This window comes from Sphingopyxis terrae subsp. terrae NBRC 15098, from assembly GCF_001610975.1.
GTDB classification, from domain to species: domain Bacteria; phylum Pseudomonadota; class Alphaproteobacteria; order Sphingomonadales; family Sphingomonadaceae; genus Sphingopyxis; species Sphingopyxis terrae_A.
Genome location: NZ_CP013342.1, coordinates 2,227,301 through 2,245,338 on the forward strand (window position 1 = coordinate 2,227,301; position 18,038 = coordinate 2,245,338).

The 18,038-nt window shown below is 65.6% G+C and carries 15 protein-coding genes; 8 read left to right on the forward strand and 7 right to left on the reverse strand.

Features of this window, described 5'->3' with window-relative positions; all coding sequences use genetic code 11:
- Window positions 1-28 precede the first annotated feature (28 nt).
- Window positions 29-1,087 (reverse strand): LacI family DNA-binding transcriptional regulator, encoded by a 1,059-nt coding sequence (locus AOA14_RS10820; protein ID WP_062903118.1) that lies wholly within the window; start codon window positions 1,085-1,087, stop codon window positions 29-31.
- 156 nt (window positions 1,088-1,243) lie between these two features.
- On the opposite strand from AOA14_RS10820, the gene AOA14_RS10825 reads away from it, so the two are divergent.
- From AOA14_RS10825 to AOA14_RS10845, 5 genes are all read left to right on the forward strand, one after another.
- Entirely contained in the window at window positions 1,244-2,041 is a 798-nt protein-coding gene (locus AOA14_RS10825) for a 2-keto-4-pentenoate hydratase (RefSeq protein ID WP_313906815.1), read from the forward strand.
- Window positions 2,042-2,064: 23 nt separating this feature from the next.
- Window positions 2,065-3,351 carry an MFS transporter gene (locus AOA14_RS10830; RefSeq protein WP_062901814.1) on the forward strand — a complete coding sequence of 429 codons (1,287 nt, stop codon included), beginning with the start codon at window positions 2,065-2,067 and terminating at the stop codon, window positions 3,349-3,351.
- 6 nt (window positions 3,352-3,357) lie between these two features.
- On the forward strand, window positions 3,358-4,770 hold the full coding sequence (uxaC, locus tag AOA14_RS10835; RefSeq protein WP_062901815.1) for a glucuronate isomerase: 1,413 nt from the start codon (window positions 3,358-3,360) through the stop codon (window positions 4,768-4,770).
- A complete protein-coding gene (locus tag AOA14_RS10840; protein WP_238929631.1) occupies window positions 4,767-6,092 on the forward strand; it encodes a mannitol dehydrogenase family protein in 1,326 nt (441 codons plus the stop codon). The genes uxaC and AOA14_RS10840 overlap by 4 nt, the downstream gene beginning before the upstream one ends.
- Window positions 6,093-6,444: 352 nt before the next feature.
- A complete protein-coding gene (locus AOA14_RS10845; protein ID WP_322787178.1) occupies window positions 6,445-8,127 on the forward strand; it encodes a sensor domain-containing diguanylate cyclase in 1,683 nt (560 codons plus the stop codon).
- Window positions 8,128-8,133: 6 nt separating this feature from the next.
- On the opposite strand, the gene AOA14_RS10850 is transcribed toward AOA14_RS10845, so the two are convergent.
- The 3 genes from AOA14_RS10850 to AOA14_RS10860 all read right to left on the reverse strand — a co-directional run bounded on the left by AOA14_RS10850 (window position 8,134) and on the right by AOA14_RS10860 (window position 11,111).
- Window positions 8,134-8,859 carry a hypothetical protein gene (locus AOA14_RS10850; protein ID WP_234178506.1) on the reverse strand — a complete coding sequence of 242 codons (726 nt, stop codon included), beginning with the start codon at window positions 8,857-8,859 and terminating at the stop codon, window positions 8,134-8,136.
- Window positions 8,860-8,866: 7 nt separating this feature from the next.
- The gene (locus AOA14_RS10855) at window positions 8,867-10,078 is read right to left on the reverse strand and encodes a toxic anion resistance protein (RefSeq protein ID WP_062901818.1); all 1,212 of its coding nucleotides are present in this window, start codon (window positions 10,076-10,078) and stop codon (window positions 8,867-8,869) included.
- Window positions 10,079-10,151: 73 nt separating this feature from the next.
- Entirely contained in the window at window positions 10,152-11,111 is a 960-nt protein-coding gene (locus AOA14_RS10860; RefSeq protein ID WP_062903121.1) for a bile acid:sodium symporter family protein, read from the reverse strand.
- Window positions 11,112-11,141: 30 nt separating this feature from the next.
- On the opposite strand from AOA14_RS10860, the gene AOA14_RS10865 reads away from it, so the two are divergent.
- A complete protein-coding gene (locus tag AOA14_RS10865) occupies window positions 11,142-11,873 on the forward strand; it encodes a 5'-methylthioadenosine/S-adenosylhomocysteine nucleosidase family protein (RefSeq protein ID WP_238929632.1) in 732 nt (243 codons plus the stop codon).
- On the opposite strand, the gene AOA14_RS10870 is transcribed toward AOA14_RS10865, so the two are convergent.
- Complete coding sequence (locus AOA14_RS10870; protein ID WP_062901820.1) at window positions 11,863-13,620, reverse strand: M61 family metallopeptidase; 1,758 nt, start codon at window positions 13,618-13,620, stop codon at window positions 11,863-11,865. The genes AOA14_RS10865 and AOA14_RS10870 overlap by 11 nt on opposite strands.
- Window positions 13,621-13,756: 136 nt before the next feature.
- Between AOA14_RS10870 and typA the strand changes: the two genes are divergently transcribed.
- Both typA and AOA14_RS10880 read left to right on the forward strand, forming a co-directional pair.
- A complete protein-coding gene (gene typA / locus AOA14_RS10875) occupies window positions 13,757-15,589 on the forward strand; it encodes a translational GTPase TypA (protein ID WP_003050854.1) in 1,833 nt (610 codons plus the stop codon).
- Between the two features lie 184 nt (window positions 15,590-15,773).
- Complete coding sequence (locus AOA14_RS10880) at window positions 15,774-16,331, forward strand: pseudouridine synthase (RefSeq protein ID WP_062901821.1); 558 nt, start codon at window positions 15,774-15,776, stop codon at window positions 16,329-16,331.
- A 72-nt stretch (window positions 16,332-16,403) separates the two neighbouring features.
- Here the strand turns inward: AOA14_RS10880 and AOA14_RS10885 are convergent, their stop codons facing one another.
- Window positions 16,404-17,372 (reverse strand): alpha/beta fold hydrolase, encoded by a 969-nt coding sequence (locus tag AOA14_RS10885; RefSeq protein ID WP_062901822.1) that lies wholly within the window; start codon window positions 17,370-17,372, stop codon window positions 16,404-16,406.
- A gap of 72 nt (window positions 17,373-17,444) precedes the next feature.
- Window positions 17,445-17,996, reverse strand: a complete 552-nt coding sequence (locus AOA14_RS10890) for a carboxymuconolactone decarboxylase family protein (RefSeq protein ID WP_062901823.1) — start codon at window positions 17,994-17,996, stop codon at window positions 17,445-17,447.
- Window positions 17,997-18,038 lie beyond the last annotated feature (42 nt).

An 18,038-nucleotide genomic window follows, 5' to 3' on the forward strand; every position in this document is an offset into this window, starting at 1 on the left:
CGTTTCTCTCTGCCATCCGCCGGAAGGCTCAGGCTGTGGTGGGAGGAGCGACCGACTGGCGCTCGACAAAGGTGGACGCGAGCACCGGGCTTTCGTCGGCCGCTGCGGTGCGCGCTGCCCCGTCGAGAAAATCGGGGACCAGCGTTCGCGCGGCGCGCGCGCCCATTTCGCGGATCGGCCAGCGGACGGTGCTCAGCGCAGGCCAGATATGCGTGGCAGTCGGCGAATCGTCGAACCCGATGATCGACAGGTCGCCCGGCACCGCGATGCCCTTGCCGTGCGCCACGCTCATAACCCCGGCCGCCATCTCGTCATTCGAGCAGAAGAGCGCAGTTGGCGGTTCGGCGAGCGACAGCAGCTTTTCGCCCGCCTCGACCCCCGCCGCATAGCGATAATTACCCGGCGCGAAATAATCGGGCGGCAACGTCAGGCCGGCTTCGCGAAGGGCCGCGTGAAAACCCTCCTCGCGCTCGGCGGCCGACCGGAACCCGACAGGGCCGCGCACGAAGCCGATGCGGCGATGGCCGAGGCTGATCAGCTTGCGCACCGCTTCGGCCACGACTTCGCGGTCGTTCGACGAGACGCAATGCGCGGCATCGTCGAGCGGCGCCGAGCCGACGCGAACATAGCGCACCCCCAATTCGCTACACAGAGCGGCGAGCGCATCATTCTCGGAAATGGGCGGGAGCAGCATCGCGCCGATCGGGCGCTGCTTTTCCAGGAAGACGCGGACATCCTCGAGCATCCGGTCGGACCCGCGATCGACCGGGCGGACGAGCAGCGCCAGGTCGCTGTCCTTGATCGCGTCGAGCACGCCCTGCTGAAAATTCAGCACCGTCTGGGCATTGGGATTGTCGTGCAGAAGCGCGATCAGGAAATTGCGCCGAAAGGCGAGGGCGCGCGCCTGCGGATTGGGCACGAAGCCCAGGGTTTCGATCGCTTCCTGAACCGCCTTGCGTGTCTTTTCGGCGATGAATTCGGACCGGTTGATGACGCGGCTGACGGTCTTTTTCGACACGCCGGCAAGCGCCGCGACGTCGTTGATCGTCGGCTGCTTCGTACCCTGTCCGCCCTTCGTCGCTGGCATATTGTCTGCACTCCGCTCGCTGCCCCGCCGGATGTTCCGCAGATCGGCACCATTTCCCACCTAGTGAGCGTTCATGGCGCCGAAATCAACCGGGTCGGCGGCTATTCGCTTGCTTTTGACACCGGTGTCTTTTAGAGCGAAAGCCGGAAGAGGGAAATGACAAAGATGAGCGCGAACAGCGAAGCGGAAAATGTGGCCCAGGCGCTTCTCGCCGCGCGCGCCAAAAAGACACCGCTTACCTCCTATCCCGGCGTCATGCCGGACAGCCTAGCCGACGCCTATGCGATCCAGGATCATGCGATCCGGCTCGACGGGCGGCAAATCGGTGGCTGGAAGGTGGGGCGGATCGCGGCCGAGCTCGTTGGCCGCTATGGCGGCAATCGTCTGACCGGGCCGATATTCAGCGACGAAATCCGCGACGGATCGGCGGGCGACCGGCCCGTTATGCCGGTCTTCGTGCCGGGATTCGCCGCAGCCGAGGCCGAAATCCTTTTGCGCTTCGGCGCCGTCGGCGACGGTGATTATGACGCCGATACGATTCGCGACTGCATCGACGAGGTGCGCACCGGAATCGAGATCGCGAGTTCTCCTTTCGCCGAAATCAACCTGCACGGCCCCGCAGTTACCGCGTCCGATTACGGCAACAACAAGGGGCTCGTACTCGGTCCGCCGATCGCCGACTGGCGCGACGCCGATCTGATCCGCATGCCCGTCGCGATGTTCATCGACGGCGCGCAGGTCGGCGCGGCGACGATGGAAACGATGCTCGACGGGCCTTTCGGGTCGGCGGCATTCCTCGCCCGCACCTTGCGCGCCCGCGGCATCCCCATTGCGCCGGGAACATGGGTGTCGGCAGGCGCCATCACCGGCGTCCATGAAATCCGGGCGGGTCAGACCGCCGAAGCACTGTTCGACGGAAAAATCCGCGTCGGCTGCCGCATCGAAAGCCTCTAGAAGGCAGGAAAAGGGAGAGAGAAATGGCACAGGCAATCGCAGAGGGAGGCGCGCCGCCGCAGCCCAATGTCGGACGCTATCGTTGGGTGATCGTCGGCCTGCTGTTTCTTGCCACTGCCATCAACTATGTCGATCGGCAGATGATCGGTGTTCTCAAGCCGACGCTGCAACAGGAAATGGGATGGACCGAAGGCGACTTCGCGAACATCGTCTTCTGGTTTCAGGTCGCCTATGCCGTCGGCTACATCGGCTTCGGCCGCATCGTCGACATGGTTGGCGCCCGCATCGGCTACACCGTCGCGATCATCATCTGGACGATCAGCCATATGGCGCATGGTCTGGCGTCGAGCGTGACGCAATTCGCGCTCGCGCGGTTCGGGCTGGGCATCGGCGAATCGGGGAACTTTCCGGCGGGTATCCGGGCCGTCACCGACTGGTTCCCGCAAAAGGAACGCGCCTTTGCGATCGGGCTGTTCAACGCCGGGGCCAATGTCGGCGCCATCGTTACGCCGCTGCTCGTTCCCTTCCTCGTCCTGATGTTCGACTGGCGCGTGGCCTTTTATGTCACCGGCCTGTTCGGGGTGCTGTGGCTGATCGCGTGGTGGCTGATCTATCGCCATCCCGACGAGCATCCGAAGCTGTCGGAAGGCGAGCGCGCCTGGATTCAGCAAGACCCGGCCGACCCGGTGACGCCGATCGGTTGGGGCCGCCTGCTCGGTATTCGCGAGACATGGTCCTATGCGCTCGGCAAATTCTTCATCGACCCGATCTGGTGGTTCTTTCTTTTCTGGCTGCCGGGCTATCTGTTCGAACGCTACGACATGGACCTCAAGACCTTCGGTCTGCCGCTCGCCGCCATCTATCTCATCTCCGACTTCGGCAGCATCGCGGGCGGCTGGATGTCCTCGCGGCTGATCAAGGCGGGGCGCACCCCCAATTTCGCGCGCAAGTTCACGATGTTCGTGTGTGCCTGCTGCGTCGTGCCCGTCTATTTCGCCCAAGATATCGACAGCGTGTGGACCGCGGTCCTGATCATCGGTCTCGCGACAGCCGCGCATCAGGCCTTTTCCGCCAATCTCTATACGTTGCCGTCGGACATATTTCCGCGCGGCGCAGTGGGGTCGGTGGTCGGGATCGGCGGCACGGTCGGCGCGATCGGGGGGATGAGCATGGCGTTGTTCACCGGCTACATCCTCGAGACGACGAACAATAATTATCAGATATTGTTCGGCATCTGCGCCAGCGCCTATTTCATTGCGCTACTCGCGGTGCATCTGCTGTCGCCGCGGCTCGATCGCGTCGAGGTCTAGACGCCGATGACGCGGCCGCTCTCCCTCCATCCCGACCGGCTCTTTCCGTCGGACCCGGTTCCGCGCGCCATCGCGCGCCGCCTTTATGCCGAGGTCGCCGACCTGCCGATCATCAGCCCGCACGGGCATACCGATCCGTCATGGTTCGCCGGCAATGCGCCGTTCGGCAATGCCGCCGAACTTCTGCTGCATCCCGATCATTATGTGTTCCGGATGCTCTATTCGCAGGGCATCGCGCTCGATGCGCTCGGTATCGGCAATCCGGACGCCGATCCGCGCGAAAGCTGGCGGCTGTTCGCGCAAAATTACCATCTCTTTCGCGGCACCCCCTCGCGGATGTGGATGGACTGGGTTTTCGCCGAAGCCTTCGGCTTCGACGTGCAATTCTCGTCCGAAACGTCGGACCTATATTATGACCGGATCACCGAGGCGCTTGCGACCGATGCGTTCCGGCCGCGCGCGCTTTTCGATCGCTACCGAATCGAAGTGATCGCGACGACCGAAAGTCCGCTCGACACGCTCGATCATCATCGGGTCATCAAGGACGCCAATGTGCGCGGCGAGTGGGGCGGGCGCGTCATCACCGCCTATCGCCCCGATCCGGTCGTCGATCCCGAATATGAAGGGTTCCGCGACAATCTCGCGCGCTTCTCTGATATATCGGGCGAAGACGCTTTCAGCTATGCCGGCTATCTTGCCGCGCATCGCAACCGCCGGGCCTTCTTCGCGGGCATGGGCGCGACCTCGACCGACCATGGGCATCCGACCGCGGCAACCGCCGATCTGTCGGACGCGGAGGCCGAGGCGCTGTTCGTGCGCGTTACCCGCGCCGACGTCAGCGCCACCGACGCCGAGCTGTTCCGAGCGCATATGTTGACGGTGATGGCGGGGATGAGCCGCGACGACGGCCTTGTCATGCAGATCCATCCCGGCGCGCTGCGCAACCACAATTCGTGGCTGTTCACGCATTATGGCCGCGACAAGGGCGCCGATATTCCGACGCGCACCGACTATGTCCGGGCGCTGCGGCCGCTGCTCGCCCGTTATGGCAATGAAGCGGGGCTGACGATCATCCTCTTCACGCTCGACGAAAGCAGTTATGCGCGCGAGCTTGCGCCGCTGGCGGGCCATTATCCGGCGCTGAAGCTTGGCCCCGCCTGGTGGTTTCACGACAGCCCCGAGGGCATGCGCCGCTTTCGCGCCCAGACCACCGAGACGGCGGGCTTTTACAACGGCGTCGGTTTCAACGACGACACCCGCGCCTTTCTCTCGATCCCGGCGCGCCACGATGTCGCGCGGCGCATCGATTGCGGCTTCCTCGCTGCGCTGGTTGCCGAGCATCGCATGGAGGAATGGGAGGCGGCCGAGCTGGCGGTCGACCTCAGCTACAATCTCGCCAAGGCCGCGTACCGGCTGTGAGGCTGTCGGCGCAAACCGCGCTGCCGGCAGCCGTGCGCGCGCCCGCTTACGACCGTCGCCGGCAAGCGGCAGGGATCGTCCATTTCGGTATCGGTGCCTTTCACCGCGCGCATCAGGCGGCTTATACCGACGATGCGATGGGCGCGGGCGATCGCGACTGGGGCATCGTTGGCGTGTCGCTGCGTTCGGGCGATGTCGCGGCACAGCTTGGCCCGCAGGACGGGCTTTATACGGTGAGCAGCCGGACCGCTGCCGGACCTGAAATTCGATTGATCGGGGCGGTTCAGCGCGTGCTCGTCGCGGCGCAGGAACCGCAGGCCGTCATCGACGTCCTCGCTGCTCCGACAACGCATATCGTCAGCTTCACCGTGACCGAGAAGGGCTATCTGCGCACCGCCGATGGCCAGCTCAATCTTGACGCGGCAAAGGGGCCATCGAGCTTCTATCGCTTCGTCGGGGCGGCGCTGGCGGCGCGCAAGGCGGCGGGATTGCCCGGCCTGACGTTGCTCAGCTGCGACAATCTGGCGAATAATGGCGCAGTGCTGCGCGCGCTGATGCGCCAATATCTCGCCACCGACCATCCAGACGTCGCCCTATGGTTCGATGCGACGTGCCGATGCCCCGCGACGATGATCGATCGCATCGTGCCCGCGACGACCGATGCCGACCGTGCGGCTGTCGAGGCGGTGCTGGGCGTGCGCGATGAAGGTGCGGTGGTCACCGAAGCATTCAGCCAGTGGGTGATCGAGGATGATTTCGCTGGCCCGCGTCCGCGATGGGATACGGTCGGGGCGGAATTCGTTGCCGACGTCGCGCCCTATGAGACCGCGAAGCTGCGCATGCTCAACGGCGCGCATTCGGCGCTGGCCTATATCGGACTGCTGGCGGGGCATGAGCATGTCCATCGGGCGGTCGCCGATCCCGCTATCCGGCCGCTCGTCGAACGGCTGATGCGCGAGGAGGCCGCACCGACCATCGACGCCGCGCCGGGGCAAGACCTTAATGCTTATGCCGATGCGCTGCTCGATCGCTTCGCCAACCCGGCGCTCGATCATCGCCTGATCCAGATCGCAATGGACGGCAGCCAGAAGATCCCGCAGCGCTGGCTCGAAACGCGGGCCTGGCATCAAAGGCGCGGCGGCACCTGCCCGTCGATCGAATACGCCATCGATGCGTGGATCGCGTTTCTGAACGATGGTCGCTGGCCGATCGACGATCCGAGGGCGGACGCGCTGCGCGCAGCGGCGGCGCAGCCCGACGCGCGCAACCGCTTGTTCGGACCCGAAGGCCTGATGCAATATGGTCTGGCCCGGCGCGGCTAGGCCTGCCCGTTTCCTTGTTCTGACGCGCCCGGGCTTCATCACCCATAGGATATTGATAGCCTAGCCGTCGCACGATCTCGAGGACGCCTCGCATTGCGGCAATCTCCCCGTGGATTGAGGGAGCGAACGCCTGAAGAACCCGAGCGCGAGAAGCCGAGGCTGGGCGCCTCCCTTGCCGCCAACCGGCCGCGCCAGTGATTGCGGCCACAGCGTGATCGGGGCTGGGCGGTTACGCTTTCCCAAGATATTGGGGTCTAAAGGGAATCGCATGATCGGGGCGGAGGAAAATCGCGGACGGAGACGGGCGTCTTGGACGCTTGTTTTGCTGTGGCTTGCTGCCGCGCTTTGGGCCGTGCCCGCTGCGGCGACGCCGCTGCACATCAATGCGCCGCTCTGCCACTCGGTCGGACCGCTGGCCGCACCCGACGACCCGCTGTCCGCGCTGCGCTTTTCCTGCAGCGGCGAGCCGACGGGGTATCGCGACGGCAGCCTGTGGTTGCGGGCCGATGTCGGCAATCGTTCCGAGGATCGCAACGGCGCCGCACTGATGGTGCATTTCTCGCGCTTCGACCGGGTTGCGGTGGGGTTCACCTATGCCGACGGACAAACGCGCTGGCAGACAGTGCGCCGCGGCGATTATGGCGCGCACTGGCGCGTCGGCGGCCAGATATTGTTCGAGGCCCCGGCCCGCGGCGCGCCGCTGACCGCGGTGACCATGCGCTTCGACCGCCTCGCCGACCACAGCCTGCTGCGCGCGCGCCTCATCCCCAAGGAAAATGCGAGCCTGCAGGCGGCGGGGATGGCGGCGCTCGTCGGCGCCTCGCTCACCCTGCTGCTCGTCAGCGGCATCTATAGCCTGTCGCTCGCGGTCGCGGTGCGCCGCCAATATCTGCTGTGGCAGGCGGCATGGTCGGGCGTAATGATCGTCTGGGGCGCCTTCTGGTCGCAGATTCATCTGGTGATCTTTCCCGCCATGGCGGGAACGGTCTCGGCGCAGGCATCGACCTTGCTCGCCTGCCTTGCCATCGGCGTCGCGACCGCCAGCGCGGTGACCGCGATCGACGCCCGGCATCTTCCGCGGGCTTTGCGCCGGGGAACCCTCGCGCTGGGGCTGGCGATCGCCATCGCTGGCGTGCCGCTGGCGTTGATTCGCACCGGCAATCTGCAGATGCTCGGCAATCTGCTGGGCATCGCGGTCCTCGTCGATCTGGTCGCGGTCGCGCTGTGCATCGGCTGGAGCTGGCGCAAGGGATCGGTCGAGGCGCGCGATTTCGCGCTCGCCTGGTGTCTGCCGATGGCGACGCTCGCGATCATTCATCTGGTCGATGTCGAGGACGGATTCTGGGGCGGGGGGTCGAAACTGGCGGTGCTGGTCGCCGCAACCTGGCAGGCGCTGTGGCTGTCGGCGGCATCGACGCGGCGGCTCGCGCATCTGCGCATCGAACGCGACGATGCGCTGGCGGCCGAGGCGCAGGCGAACGAGCTTGCGCGCCGCGATCCGCTCACCGGATTGCTCAACCGGCGGGGCTTCGTCGATGCCGTCACCCCGCTGCTCGATCAGGCGCGCGAAGGGGCGCTGCCGGCGGCGCTGCTGCTCGTCGATGTCGATCGCTTCAAGTCGATCAACGATATCTACGGCCATGAAGCCGGCGATGCGGTCCTTTGCCGCATCGCCGAACGCATCGCCCGGTGGGAAGGGACGATGTGCAGCGTCGCGCGGCTGGGCGGCGAGGAGTTCGGCCTGCTGACCATCGGGATGGAAGGCATCATGCTCGATCGCTTTGCCGAGAGCATCCGCCGCGAAATCGCGCTGTGCGATCATAGCGACACGATGGGCGACCGGCCGGTGACCGCCAGCGTCGGCGTCGCCGAAGTGCGGCCGGCCCCCGATTTTCAATATCTCTATCGGATCGCCGACGAGGCACTCTACGATGCGAAACGCGCCGGCCGGAACCGGATCAATGTCCAGCGTGTGCCGCCGCGCGGCGACGGGGAACCCGGCGCCGACGATCGCGGAGTAGCCTATCCCGCCTGAGGCGGATCAGGCCGCGCCCGGCGTGTCGTCGGCTTCGAGACCCTGATATTTGAGCTGGAGATAGCGTTCGCGCGTCGCCAGCTTGTCGATCTCGCCAGCCGCCAGGCTGCGCGCCGCGTCGCCGATCTCGCGTTCGAGCATCTTGAGCCCGCCAAGCAGCGTTTCGTCGGGCGTACGTCCCGCATGCGCTTCGCCGCGCAGCCCCGCGGGGATACGCTGATAGCCCGCGACGAGTTCGGGCAGATCCTCGCCGACCAGCTTACGGATATTAGCTGCCGCCGGCGTCGCGGCGTCGAGCGTCTGGAGCTGCGGGGCGAGCAGGTCGAGCTGGACGCCGATCCCGTCGACGAGCTGGCGTGCCGGGGCGGGAAGCGCCGGACGCTGCGCCTCGAGCCAGATTTCGGTGCGGCCGGCGAGCTGCTTAAGGTCGGCCTTGGGCAGATCGGTCTGGCGCGGTTCGGGAAAGGGCGGCCATTTGCCGAACAGCACAGCGACACCGATCAACAGCACCGTGAGCGCGAGCAGGCCCGTGAAGCCGAGCGGCTTGATGAGCGCGCCGAACAGCGCCGCGCCGATCAGCACGATCCCGCCTGCAACAAGGACGCGACCGAGCTTCTTGTAGAGATGCTGGCGGCGCAGCGCGACGCTCTTGGTGCCGATCGGTCGCCGCCGTTCGCGCGAGCGTTCGATCGCGGCGTTGCCGAGCGCGCTAATCTTGTCGACCTCGCTCATGCTCATCCTAGCCCTCGATCGCCGCCAGCGGGCTCTCGGCGCCGCCGACGCTTGCCTGCGCCTGGCTCGCGCCTTCGGCGCGCGCGATATAGCCCTTTGACTTGGCGACCTCGCCCTCGAGCGAGGTCACGGTCGTCTTCATCGTGTCGAGCGCCTTGAGCTTGAAGGTATCGATCGCGTCCATCGTGTCGTAGATATTCTGGAAAGCGCGGCTGAGCGTCTCCATCGGGATCGTGCTCGACGCCGCCTGTTCGTGGATGCGCGCCGTATTGTCCTTCAGCATCTTCGAAGTGCCATCGATGATGTTGGCGGTGGTCGTGTTGAGCGCGGTAATCTGTTCGAGCACGAGCTTCTGGTTCGTCATCGCCTGTGCGACGGTGATCGCGGTCTTGAGCGCGCCGACGGTGGTGGTCGAGGCGCGATCGACGCCCTTCACCAGCTCGACATTATTCTTTTTGACGAGATCGAGGGCGAGATATCCCTGTACCGTCACCGCCATCTGGGTCAGCAGATCCTGCGTGCGTTGCCGCGCATAGAACAGGGCATTTTCGCGGATGACCTTTGCCTTGGCGGGATCGCTGCCGTCGAGTTCGGCCGCTTTCGCCTCTAGCCGCTGATCGAGCGTGCCCGCGATGTGGATCATCTGTTCGAGCTTGCCCATCGATTCCCACATCTTGCGGCGCTCGACGTCGATGGCGGCATTGTCCATCAGCAGCTCGTCCTTGCCGTTGGCAAGCGCGGTCAGGATGCCGCCGATGTGGGTCTGGGCGCTGCGGTATTGCGCGAAATAATTGTTGATCTTGCTGCCCAGGATCTTGTCCAGAAAGCCGCGTTTGGTCAGCAGCTTGCCGTTCGCCGAGGGATCGAGACGTTCGACCGTGGTACGCAGTTCGATCAGATTCTGGCCGATGTCGGTATCGCGATCCATCGCCTTGATCGGGCGGTCGAGGAAGCGGTTCGAATGATTCGCCGCCTCCAGCATTTCCTTGCGCCCCATATTGGTGATCTGGTCGATGCGCTTGCCGAACTCGGGCGAATTTTCGTCCTGTGCCACCAGATCGTCGATGAAGCTGTCGACGCGTTCCTCGAGCTTAGATTTCTGCTCGGTCGAGAGCGGAACAAGGCCGGCGGCCTTTTCGGGCGCGACGGCGGGGACGGGTTCGGGCGGCGTCAGTTTCAGTTCGTCGGTTGCGGTCGCCGTCGCGGTCTCTTCGCTCATAACAATCCTTCCAGCCCCAGGTCGATAGTGGGCCGCCTGCCTATATGACATGCGGACCTGTGTTATTCAAGCACTACACCTCTTGGTGGCGCGCCAGCGCCGGCGCGATCCATGCCGAGAGGATCAGTTGCGCCATATGATAGACGAGGATCGGCAGCAGCACCATGCCGGCGATCGGCGAGGGAAAGAGCGTCGCGGCGAGCGGCGCGCCGACGGCGAGGCTCTTTTGCGCGCCCGAGAACAGCAGGGTGATCCGGTCGGATCGGCGGAGCGCGAGCAGCCAGCCGAGCAGCCAGGCACCGCCGAAGGCGCTACCGAGCAGCAGCGCATCGACGCCGAGCACGATCGCGATCTCGCGCCCGTCAAGCTGCGTCCAGATGCCGCCAACCACGGCCGCGGAAAAGGCGACATAAACCGCTGTCGCAATCGCGGTGCGATCCATCAGCGTCGCGAGGCCGCGGTGCCGTAGCACCAGCGGGCGAAGCCAGCGCTGCGCCGTTTGTCCGGCCAGAAAGGGAAGCAGCAGGATTGCGACGATGCGCAGCGCCGCGGCACCGTGGATCGCCCCCGCCTTGCCCGCGAGTGCGGCAAAGAGGAGCGGTGACAGAAACACGCCGGCCAGATTGAGCAGCGCCGCCGCGACAATACTTGCGGCAACATTGCCGCCCGCCATCGAACTGGCGGCGGTCGCCGACTGGACGGTCGAAGGCAATATGCCGAGAAAGAGGAAGCCGAGTGCCAGTGTCGGCGGCAGGAGCGGCGCCGTCAACGCCTGCGCGCCGAGCCCGAATAGTGCCATCGCGCCGAAACAGAAGGCGAAGGTGCCGCCCTGCAATTTCCAATTGCGGATGCCGTGCAGTACCTCTTGACGCGGCAGGCGGACGCCGTTGAGGAAGAAGAGCAGCACGATTGCCGCGGTCGAAATCCCTTGCGCGACCGGCACCGCGCTTCCGCGCACCGGCAGCAGGCTCGCGACGACGATGGTGGCGAGGAGGACGGGAACAAAGCGGTCGGGGAACAGGCGCGCGAGCATGGGGCGGAGCGATGGCCGGAAGGCGGCGCCTTGGCAAGTCCGCGCGTCGGTCGCGGCGGCGACAACACTCGACATGGCGCGAAAGAGGATTATGGCGCGCGGATGGCCCGCATCCTAATCCTCGCCGCGCTGCCCGAAGAGGCCGATGCCGTTTTTCCCGGCCAAGGCGCCGCCGAAGCGGCCGCTTTTGCGCTTCGTTCGCTGTCAGTGCATGAGCATGGCGTAACGATTGCCACCTGCGGTCTCGGAAAGGTCAACGCGGCGCTATGCGCCGGGATGCTCGGCGGCGCGGCCGATCTGCTGGTGATGAGCGGCACCTGCGGCTCGCTCGGCCCCGGACCTGGCGCCTATTGGATCGCCGAGGCGGTGCAGCACGATTATGGCGCGGCCCAGCCCGGTTTGTTCCGCCGCTATCGGGCCGGCGAATGGCCGATCGGCGAAGCGGGCGAGGCGCATTTCGCCGCGATGCCCGACCCCGGCCTGAACCTGCCACATGCGCGCATCGCAAGCGGCGACAGCTTCGTCGCCTGCCCCGACGCCGCGGCCGGACTGGTGCGCGATCTGGGCGCCGCGCTGGTCGATATGGAGGTCGGCGCAGTGGCGCAGGCGGCGATGCGGCTCGGCAAGCCCTGGGCCGCAATCAAGGCGGTGACCGACGACGCCAACGGCGACAGCGCGGGCGACTTCCGTGCCAATCTCGTGCGCGCGGCGCGCATCGCGGGAGCGGCGATCGAGCGTCTGGTCGCGCGGGTCAGCGGCTGAGCGCACCGATGCAGGCCTGCCGCGCGGCGGGAGGCGAAAGATCGTCGAGCGCGAATTCGCGCACCGTTTCGCGGGCTCGCCCCTGCGGCATATAGCGCAGCGTGCGCTTCGTGCCGCCATCGTCGACATCATAGGCGATTTCGCTCTGGCTGTTGCCGATCTCCCCGCCGCTGCGGCCGATCAGCGTCATGCCGTCGCGCATCCCGGCCTGCCATGCCGGGCCGTCCTGGGCGACGCCAGCGATAATGCGGTCGTTCGCGAGCGTCGCGTCGACATCGAAGCCGCGATCGAACACCAGTCGTTCGAATTGGCGCAACGTGCCGCACGCGGCGAGCATGTCGGCGGGCAGCGCAATCGGTTCGCCGCGATCGATGAATCGGGCGATGCCTTCGCCGATCGCCGCGTCGCGGCGCTGCGCCTCGGCACTGAACAGGGTAACAGCATCGCTGCGGGCTGCCGGAGCAGCTGCCTGCATCGCCAGCAGCAGGTTGCGCATCGACGATCCGCCTGGCGCGCGCCGCAGCCGGTCGTCAGCCCAGTGCGCGAAAAGCATCCCGCGCAAATAGGCGAGCCGCTGCGCCTTCTCGTCGGTCCAGAACAGCCGCGCCGCCTCCTTGTTGGGCGCGGCGCGAAGCGGCGACGCATCATATTCGCGCAGCGCGTCGTTGAACTGCGCAAAATATTGTTCGGGCGTCCACACTCCGGCGCGGACCAGCGCCCGCCACGAGGTGAAATCGGTGAAGCCCTCCGACAGCCAGAATTGCTCGGCTTCGGGCACTGTGTCGGAAAAGCCGCCGATCCGGGCATTGACCCAGCTATGCGCCATTTCATGCGTCATCAGCCGGTCGAGCATCTCGGGCAGCGCGTTGGTCGTCGCAAAAAAGGCGAACGCATCGCCGCGTCCGGTGCCGCCGATCGAGGTTGCGCCGGGTCCCGGCGGCGCGAAGGGAATGATGGTGACGAGGTAGCGCCCGGCGTCGTTGCCCCAATATTCTGACATGGCTGCGGCGACGCGGCGGAAGCTTTGCGTCCAGCCGGCATCGTCGCGTTTTGCAAAGCTACCGCGCACTGCGAGCCGTGCGCCATGTCCTGCATCGATCAGGCGGAAATCGCCGCCGACGGCGATGCTTTCGATCAGGCCATCGACGGTCAGCCCGGGATGTTCGAGGTCGGACGCAAAGCGCGTCCCCGCCGGCATCCCGCGGACCGAAAAGCTTGCCGGGGTATCGCCATCCAGATGTTCTGGCCGCGCCACCACCGCGTCGCCGATCAGGTGGAACCATGTCGGCTGGATGAGCGGGCGATAGTCATTGACGACTTCGCCGTCCTGCAATTGCTCGGCCCGGTTGGCACCGCGCACAAGGTAGCGCAGGACGATCGGGGCGCCGGGAGCGTGCCGCAACGCGATCTTGGCGGGATCGGACGATGGGGCCAGCGTCGCGCCCTCGGCGCGGATGTCGCCCAGATAATTATAAAGCTTGTCAAAGCCCCCCCATTCGTCCGGCAGATCGACGATGGTGACGCCGCTCGCGGCGCCGCGAAAGCGCAGCGTCACTTCGATCGCGCGGAAACGGCCGTCGGCTGCGACGACCGGCTGATAGGTGAGCGCGAGGCCCGCATCGGGCTCGGCCGCGCTCGAAGGCGTGACGGCGGCGAGGGTGGCAGCTAGGGCAGCGGAAAGGGCGGCGGCGACGATACCGCGAGCGAGGGAGAGGCGCATCGATATTTCCTTGAGCTGAACGCCCATGGTGTATCGCTCGAGCAACACAGTGTCAAATCGGACGCCCGCGCCTCTCTTGTTGCGCCGCAGCACCGCTTCTGTTAGGGGCGCGGCGTTTAGCGGCGCTCCAGGCGCTGCCCCCTTCCATCAAGGCTCCTACCGCATGTCTTTGCGCAATATTGCGATTATCGCACACGTCGACCATGGCAAGACGACCCTCGTCGATCAGCTTTTCCGCCAGTCGGGCACATTTCGGGACAACCAGCGTGTCGAAGAACGAGCGATGGATTCGAACGACCTGGAAAAGGAACGCGGGATCACGATTCTCGCCAAATGTACTTCGGTCGAGTGGGGCGAAGGCGCCGATGCGACGCGCATCAACATCGTCGACACGCCGGGCCACGCCGACTTCGGCGGCGAGGTCGAGCGGATCCTGAGCATGGTCGATGGCGTCATCCTGCTCGTCGATGCCGCCGAAGGCCCGATGCCGCAGACCAAGTTCGTCACCGGCAAGGCGCTGGCGCTCGGCCTCAAGCCGATCGTCGTCGTCAACAAGATCGACCGCAGCGACGCGCGCGCAGCCGAAGTGCTCGACGAAGTATTCGAACTGTTCCTGACGCTCGACGCCAATGACGAACAGCTTGATTTCCCGATCCTTTATGCCTCGGGTCGCGGCGGCTATGCCTCGGAAAGCCCTGACGCGCGCGAAGGCACGCTCGAGCCGCTGTTCAAGACGATCGTGTCGCATGTTCCGACGCCCGGCCTCGACGAAGAGGCGCCCTTCACCTTCCTCGCGACGCTGCTCGACCGCGACAATTTCATCGGCCGCATCCTGACCGGCCGCGTCCAGTCGGGCACGGTCAAGGTCAACCAGCCGATCCACGCGCTCGACATGGACGGCAAGGTCATCGAAACCGGCCGCGCGTCGAAGCTGCTGGCGTTCCGCGGGCTCGACCGCGTTCCGGTCGAGGAAGCGCGCGCAGGCGACATCGTCGCGATCGCGGGCCTGACCAACGCGACGGTCGCGAACACGATCGCCGACACGAGCGTCAGCGAGCCGATCGCCGCGCAGCCGATCGACCCGCCGACGCTGTCGATGCGCTTCGCCGTCAACGACAGTCCGATGGCTGGCCGCGAAGGCAGCAAGGTGACGAGCCGCATGATCCGCGACCGCCTGTACCGCGAAGCCGAAACCAATGTCGCGATCCGCATCACCGAAAGCGCCGACAAGGACAGCTTCGAAGTCGCGGGCCGCGGCGAGCTTCAGCTCGGCGTGCTCATCGAAACAATGCGCCGGGAAGGCTTCGAACTCGGCATCAGCCGCCCCAAGGTGCTGTACCAGACCGACGAGAACGGCCAGCGCACCGAGCCCTATGAAACCGTCGTCATCGACGTCGACGACGAGCATAGCGGCACGGTTGTCGAGAAGATGCAGATCCGCAAGGCCGAGCTGACCGACATGCGCCCGTCAGGCGGCGGCAAGACTCGCATCAGCTTCAGCGGCCCGTCGCGCGGCCTGATCGGCTATCACGGCGAATTCCTGTCCGACACGCGCGGAACCGGGATCATGAACCGCCTCTTCGAAAAATATGGCCCCTACAAAGGCGCGATCGAGGGCCGCAAGAACGGCGTCCTCATCTCGAATGGCGCGGGGGAAGCCGTCGCCTATGCGCTCGGCCCCTTGGAAGAACGCGGCATCCTGTTCGTCTCGCCCGGCGAGGCGCTCTATGAAGGGATGATAATCGGGGAGAATGCGAAGCCCGACGACCTTGAGGTCAACCCGATGAAGTCGAAGCAGCTCACGAACTTCCGTTCGACGGGCAAGGACGATGCGATCCGCCTGACTCCGCCGCGCCGCATGACGCTGGAACAGGCGATCGCCTATATCGACGACGACGAAATGGTCGAAGTGACCCCCGCGAACATCCGCATCCGCAAGGCGATCCTCGATCCGCATGAGCGGAAGAAGGCGAGCCGCAAGAAGGAAGCGGCGTAAGATCAAGGGGGCGGCCAGCGATGGTCGCCCTCTTTCTTTTTGACGGCTTGTCCCAGTCTTTTCCTCGCCTTCGTCATCCCGGGCTTGACCCGGGATCCATCGCAGCGCTGAAGTCATGGACCCCGGATCAAGTCCGGCGTGACGAAGGAAGAGGGAGGCGGGAGGCCATGCGAGGAAAGACGCGGTGAACCGCCTGATCCTGTTCAACAAGCCGTATGGCGTGTTGTCGCAATTTACCGACAAGGGCACGACCGCGCCTGCCGACGGCCCGCGCGCGACGCTGTCAGACTATATCGACGTACCCGGCGTCTACCCCGCCGGCCGGCTCGACCGCGACAGCGAGGGCTTGTTGATCCTGACCGACGACGGCGCGCTGCAGGCGCGGATTTCGTCGCCGCAGCACAAGATGCCCAAAACCTATCTGGCGCAGGTCGAGGGCGAGCCCGACGACGCCGCGCTGGCGGCGCTCGCCCGCGGCGTCACGCTGAACGACGGCCCGACGCGCCCCGCGACCGTCCGCCGCATCGACCCGCCCCAGCTATGGGACCGCGATCCGCCGGTGCGATATCGCAAAAGCGTGCCCGATAGCTGGATCGAACTGACGATCACAGAGGGGCGCAACCGCCAGGTCCGCCGCATGACCGCCGCGGTCGCCTATCCGACGCTGCGGCTGGTGCGGTGGCGGATCGGGGGGTGGGAGATTGGGGATTTGGCGCCCGGAACGTGGCGCGAGATCGCCTGATCGCGCCCGAAGATGCCGGGCGGACGGCTGCGCGCCGCCCACCCGACATCAACCCTTTGCCTGCCTTGCCGCTCAGCGGCCGGCGAAGCTCGCCTTGATTTCGCGGCCGATGGTTGCCGCATTTTCGTCGATCACGAAATGGCCAGCGTCGAGCCAGACGAGGCGCGCGCCGGGCAAGTCGCGCTTGTAGGCCTCTGCCCCCGGTGCGATGAAGATCGGATCGCTTTTGCCCCACAGGATAAGCGTCTTCGGCTGATATTGGCGGAACAGCGCGTGCCATTTGTCATAGGACGCGACATTGGACCGATAATCCTCGAACAGGTCGAGCTGGATGGCATCATTGCCCGGCCGGTCGAGCAGCGCCTGGTCGATCACCCAATTGTCGGGATTGATCGCCGCCGGGTTTTTCGCGCCATAGCTATACTGGAACTTGGTGGTGTCGAGCGTGAGAAGCGTGCGCGCCGCGGCTTCCGATGCAGCGTCACGCTGTTGGCCGATGGGGAGCAGCGCCTGCTTCACCGGGTCGCCGACGCCGTCGAGATAGGCATTGGCGTTCTGGATCACGAACCCTTTCACATGCGTTGGCCGCTGCGCGAAGAGGCGAAAGCCGACCGGCCCGCCATAATCCTGCATATAGAGAACATAGGATTGGAGCCCGAGCTGATCGATCAGACCGGCGACATGCGAGGTGAGATTGTCGAAATTATAATCGAACTCTGCGGCGGATGGGGCGTCGGACTGGCCGAAGCCCACATAGTCGGGGGCGATGATGTGAAATTTGTCGGCCAGCTGCGGGATCAGGTCGCGATACATCTGGCTGCTGCTGGGAAAGCCGTGAAGCAGCAGGATCGTGGGCGCGGCCGGGTCGCCGGCTTCGCGGTAGAATATTTTGCGGCCGTTGACCGTCGCAAAATGATAGCTGGTGGGATGCGCGGACGCGGCTGTCGCGGCCGGAGCAGCTGGTGCCGCCTCGGCGGCCAGCGGGGCTGCGGCAGAAAGCGCGACCGCGGCCGCGTGGATCAGTTTGGAAGATTGGGTCATGAGAATTCCTGTTGATGGAATGTAGGGAGGGCACGGACCGGATACCGGGTTGCGGAGCCCGTTACCTGAAGATCAGGCCGAGGTTCGGGCGCGCACCACGGGGAAGTCGATTTCGGTGCCGAAGGCTTCGTTGACGTAGTTGGTGAAGCTGTTGAGCGCGACGTGCAGGACGATTTCCAGCGCCTGCGCGTTGGTGTAACCGGCCTCGCGAAGCGCCAAGACTTCGGCCTCGGTGACATGGCCGCGGTTGTGCGCGAGCGCTGCAGCGAAGCGAACGGCGGCATCGGCAACCGGATCATTCGAAGCCCCGCTCCGGTTTGCGGTCATTTCGGCATCGTCGAGCTTGGCGAGATTGCGACCGAGATAGCTGTGCGCCGACAGGCAATAGCTGCAGCCGTTGATCTCTGCGATGGCCAGCGCGATACGCTCGCGCGTTGCGGCGGGCAGGCTTCCCTTGCCGAGCGCGCCCATCAGGCCGACATAGCCTTCGAGCGTCTCAGGGCTGGTCGACACCAACCGGAACAGGTTGGGTACACTGCCGAGTTGGGCCTGCACGGCCTGGAGCATCGCCTGCGATGCGACCGGGGCGGCTTCGACAGTGGCGGGGGTGGGAATCAGGGACATTAGGTGGACCTTTCGTCTGGGCCGGATTTGGCCTGGCCGCGA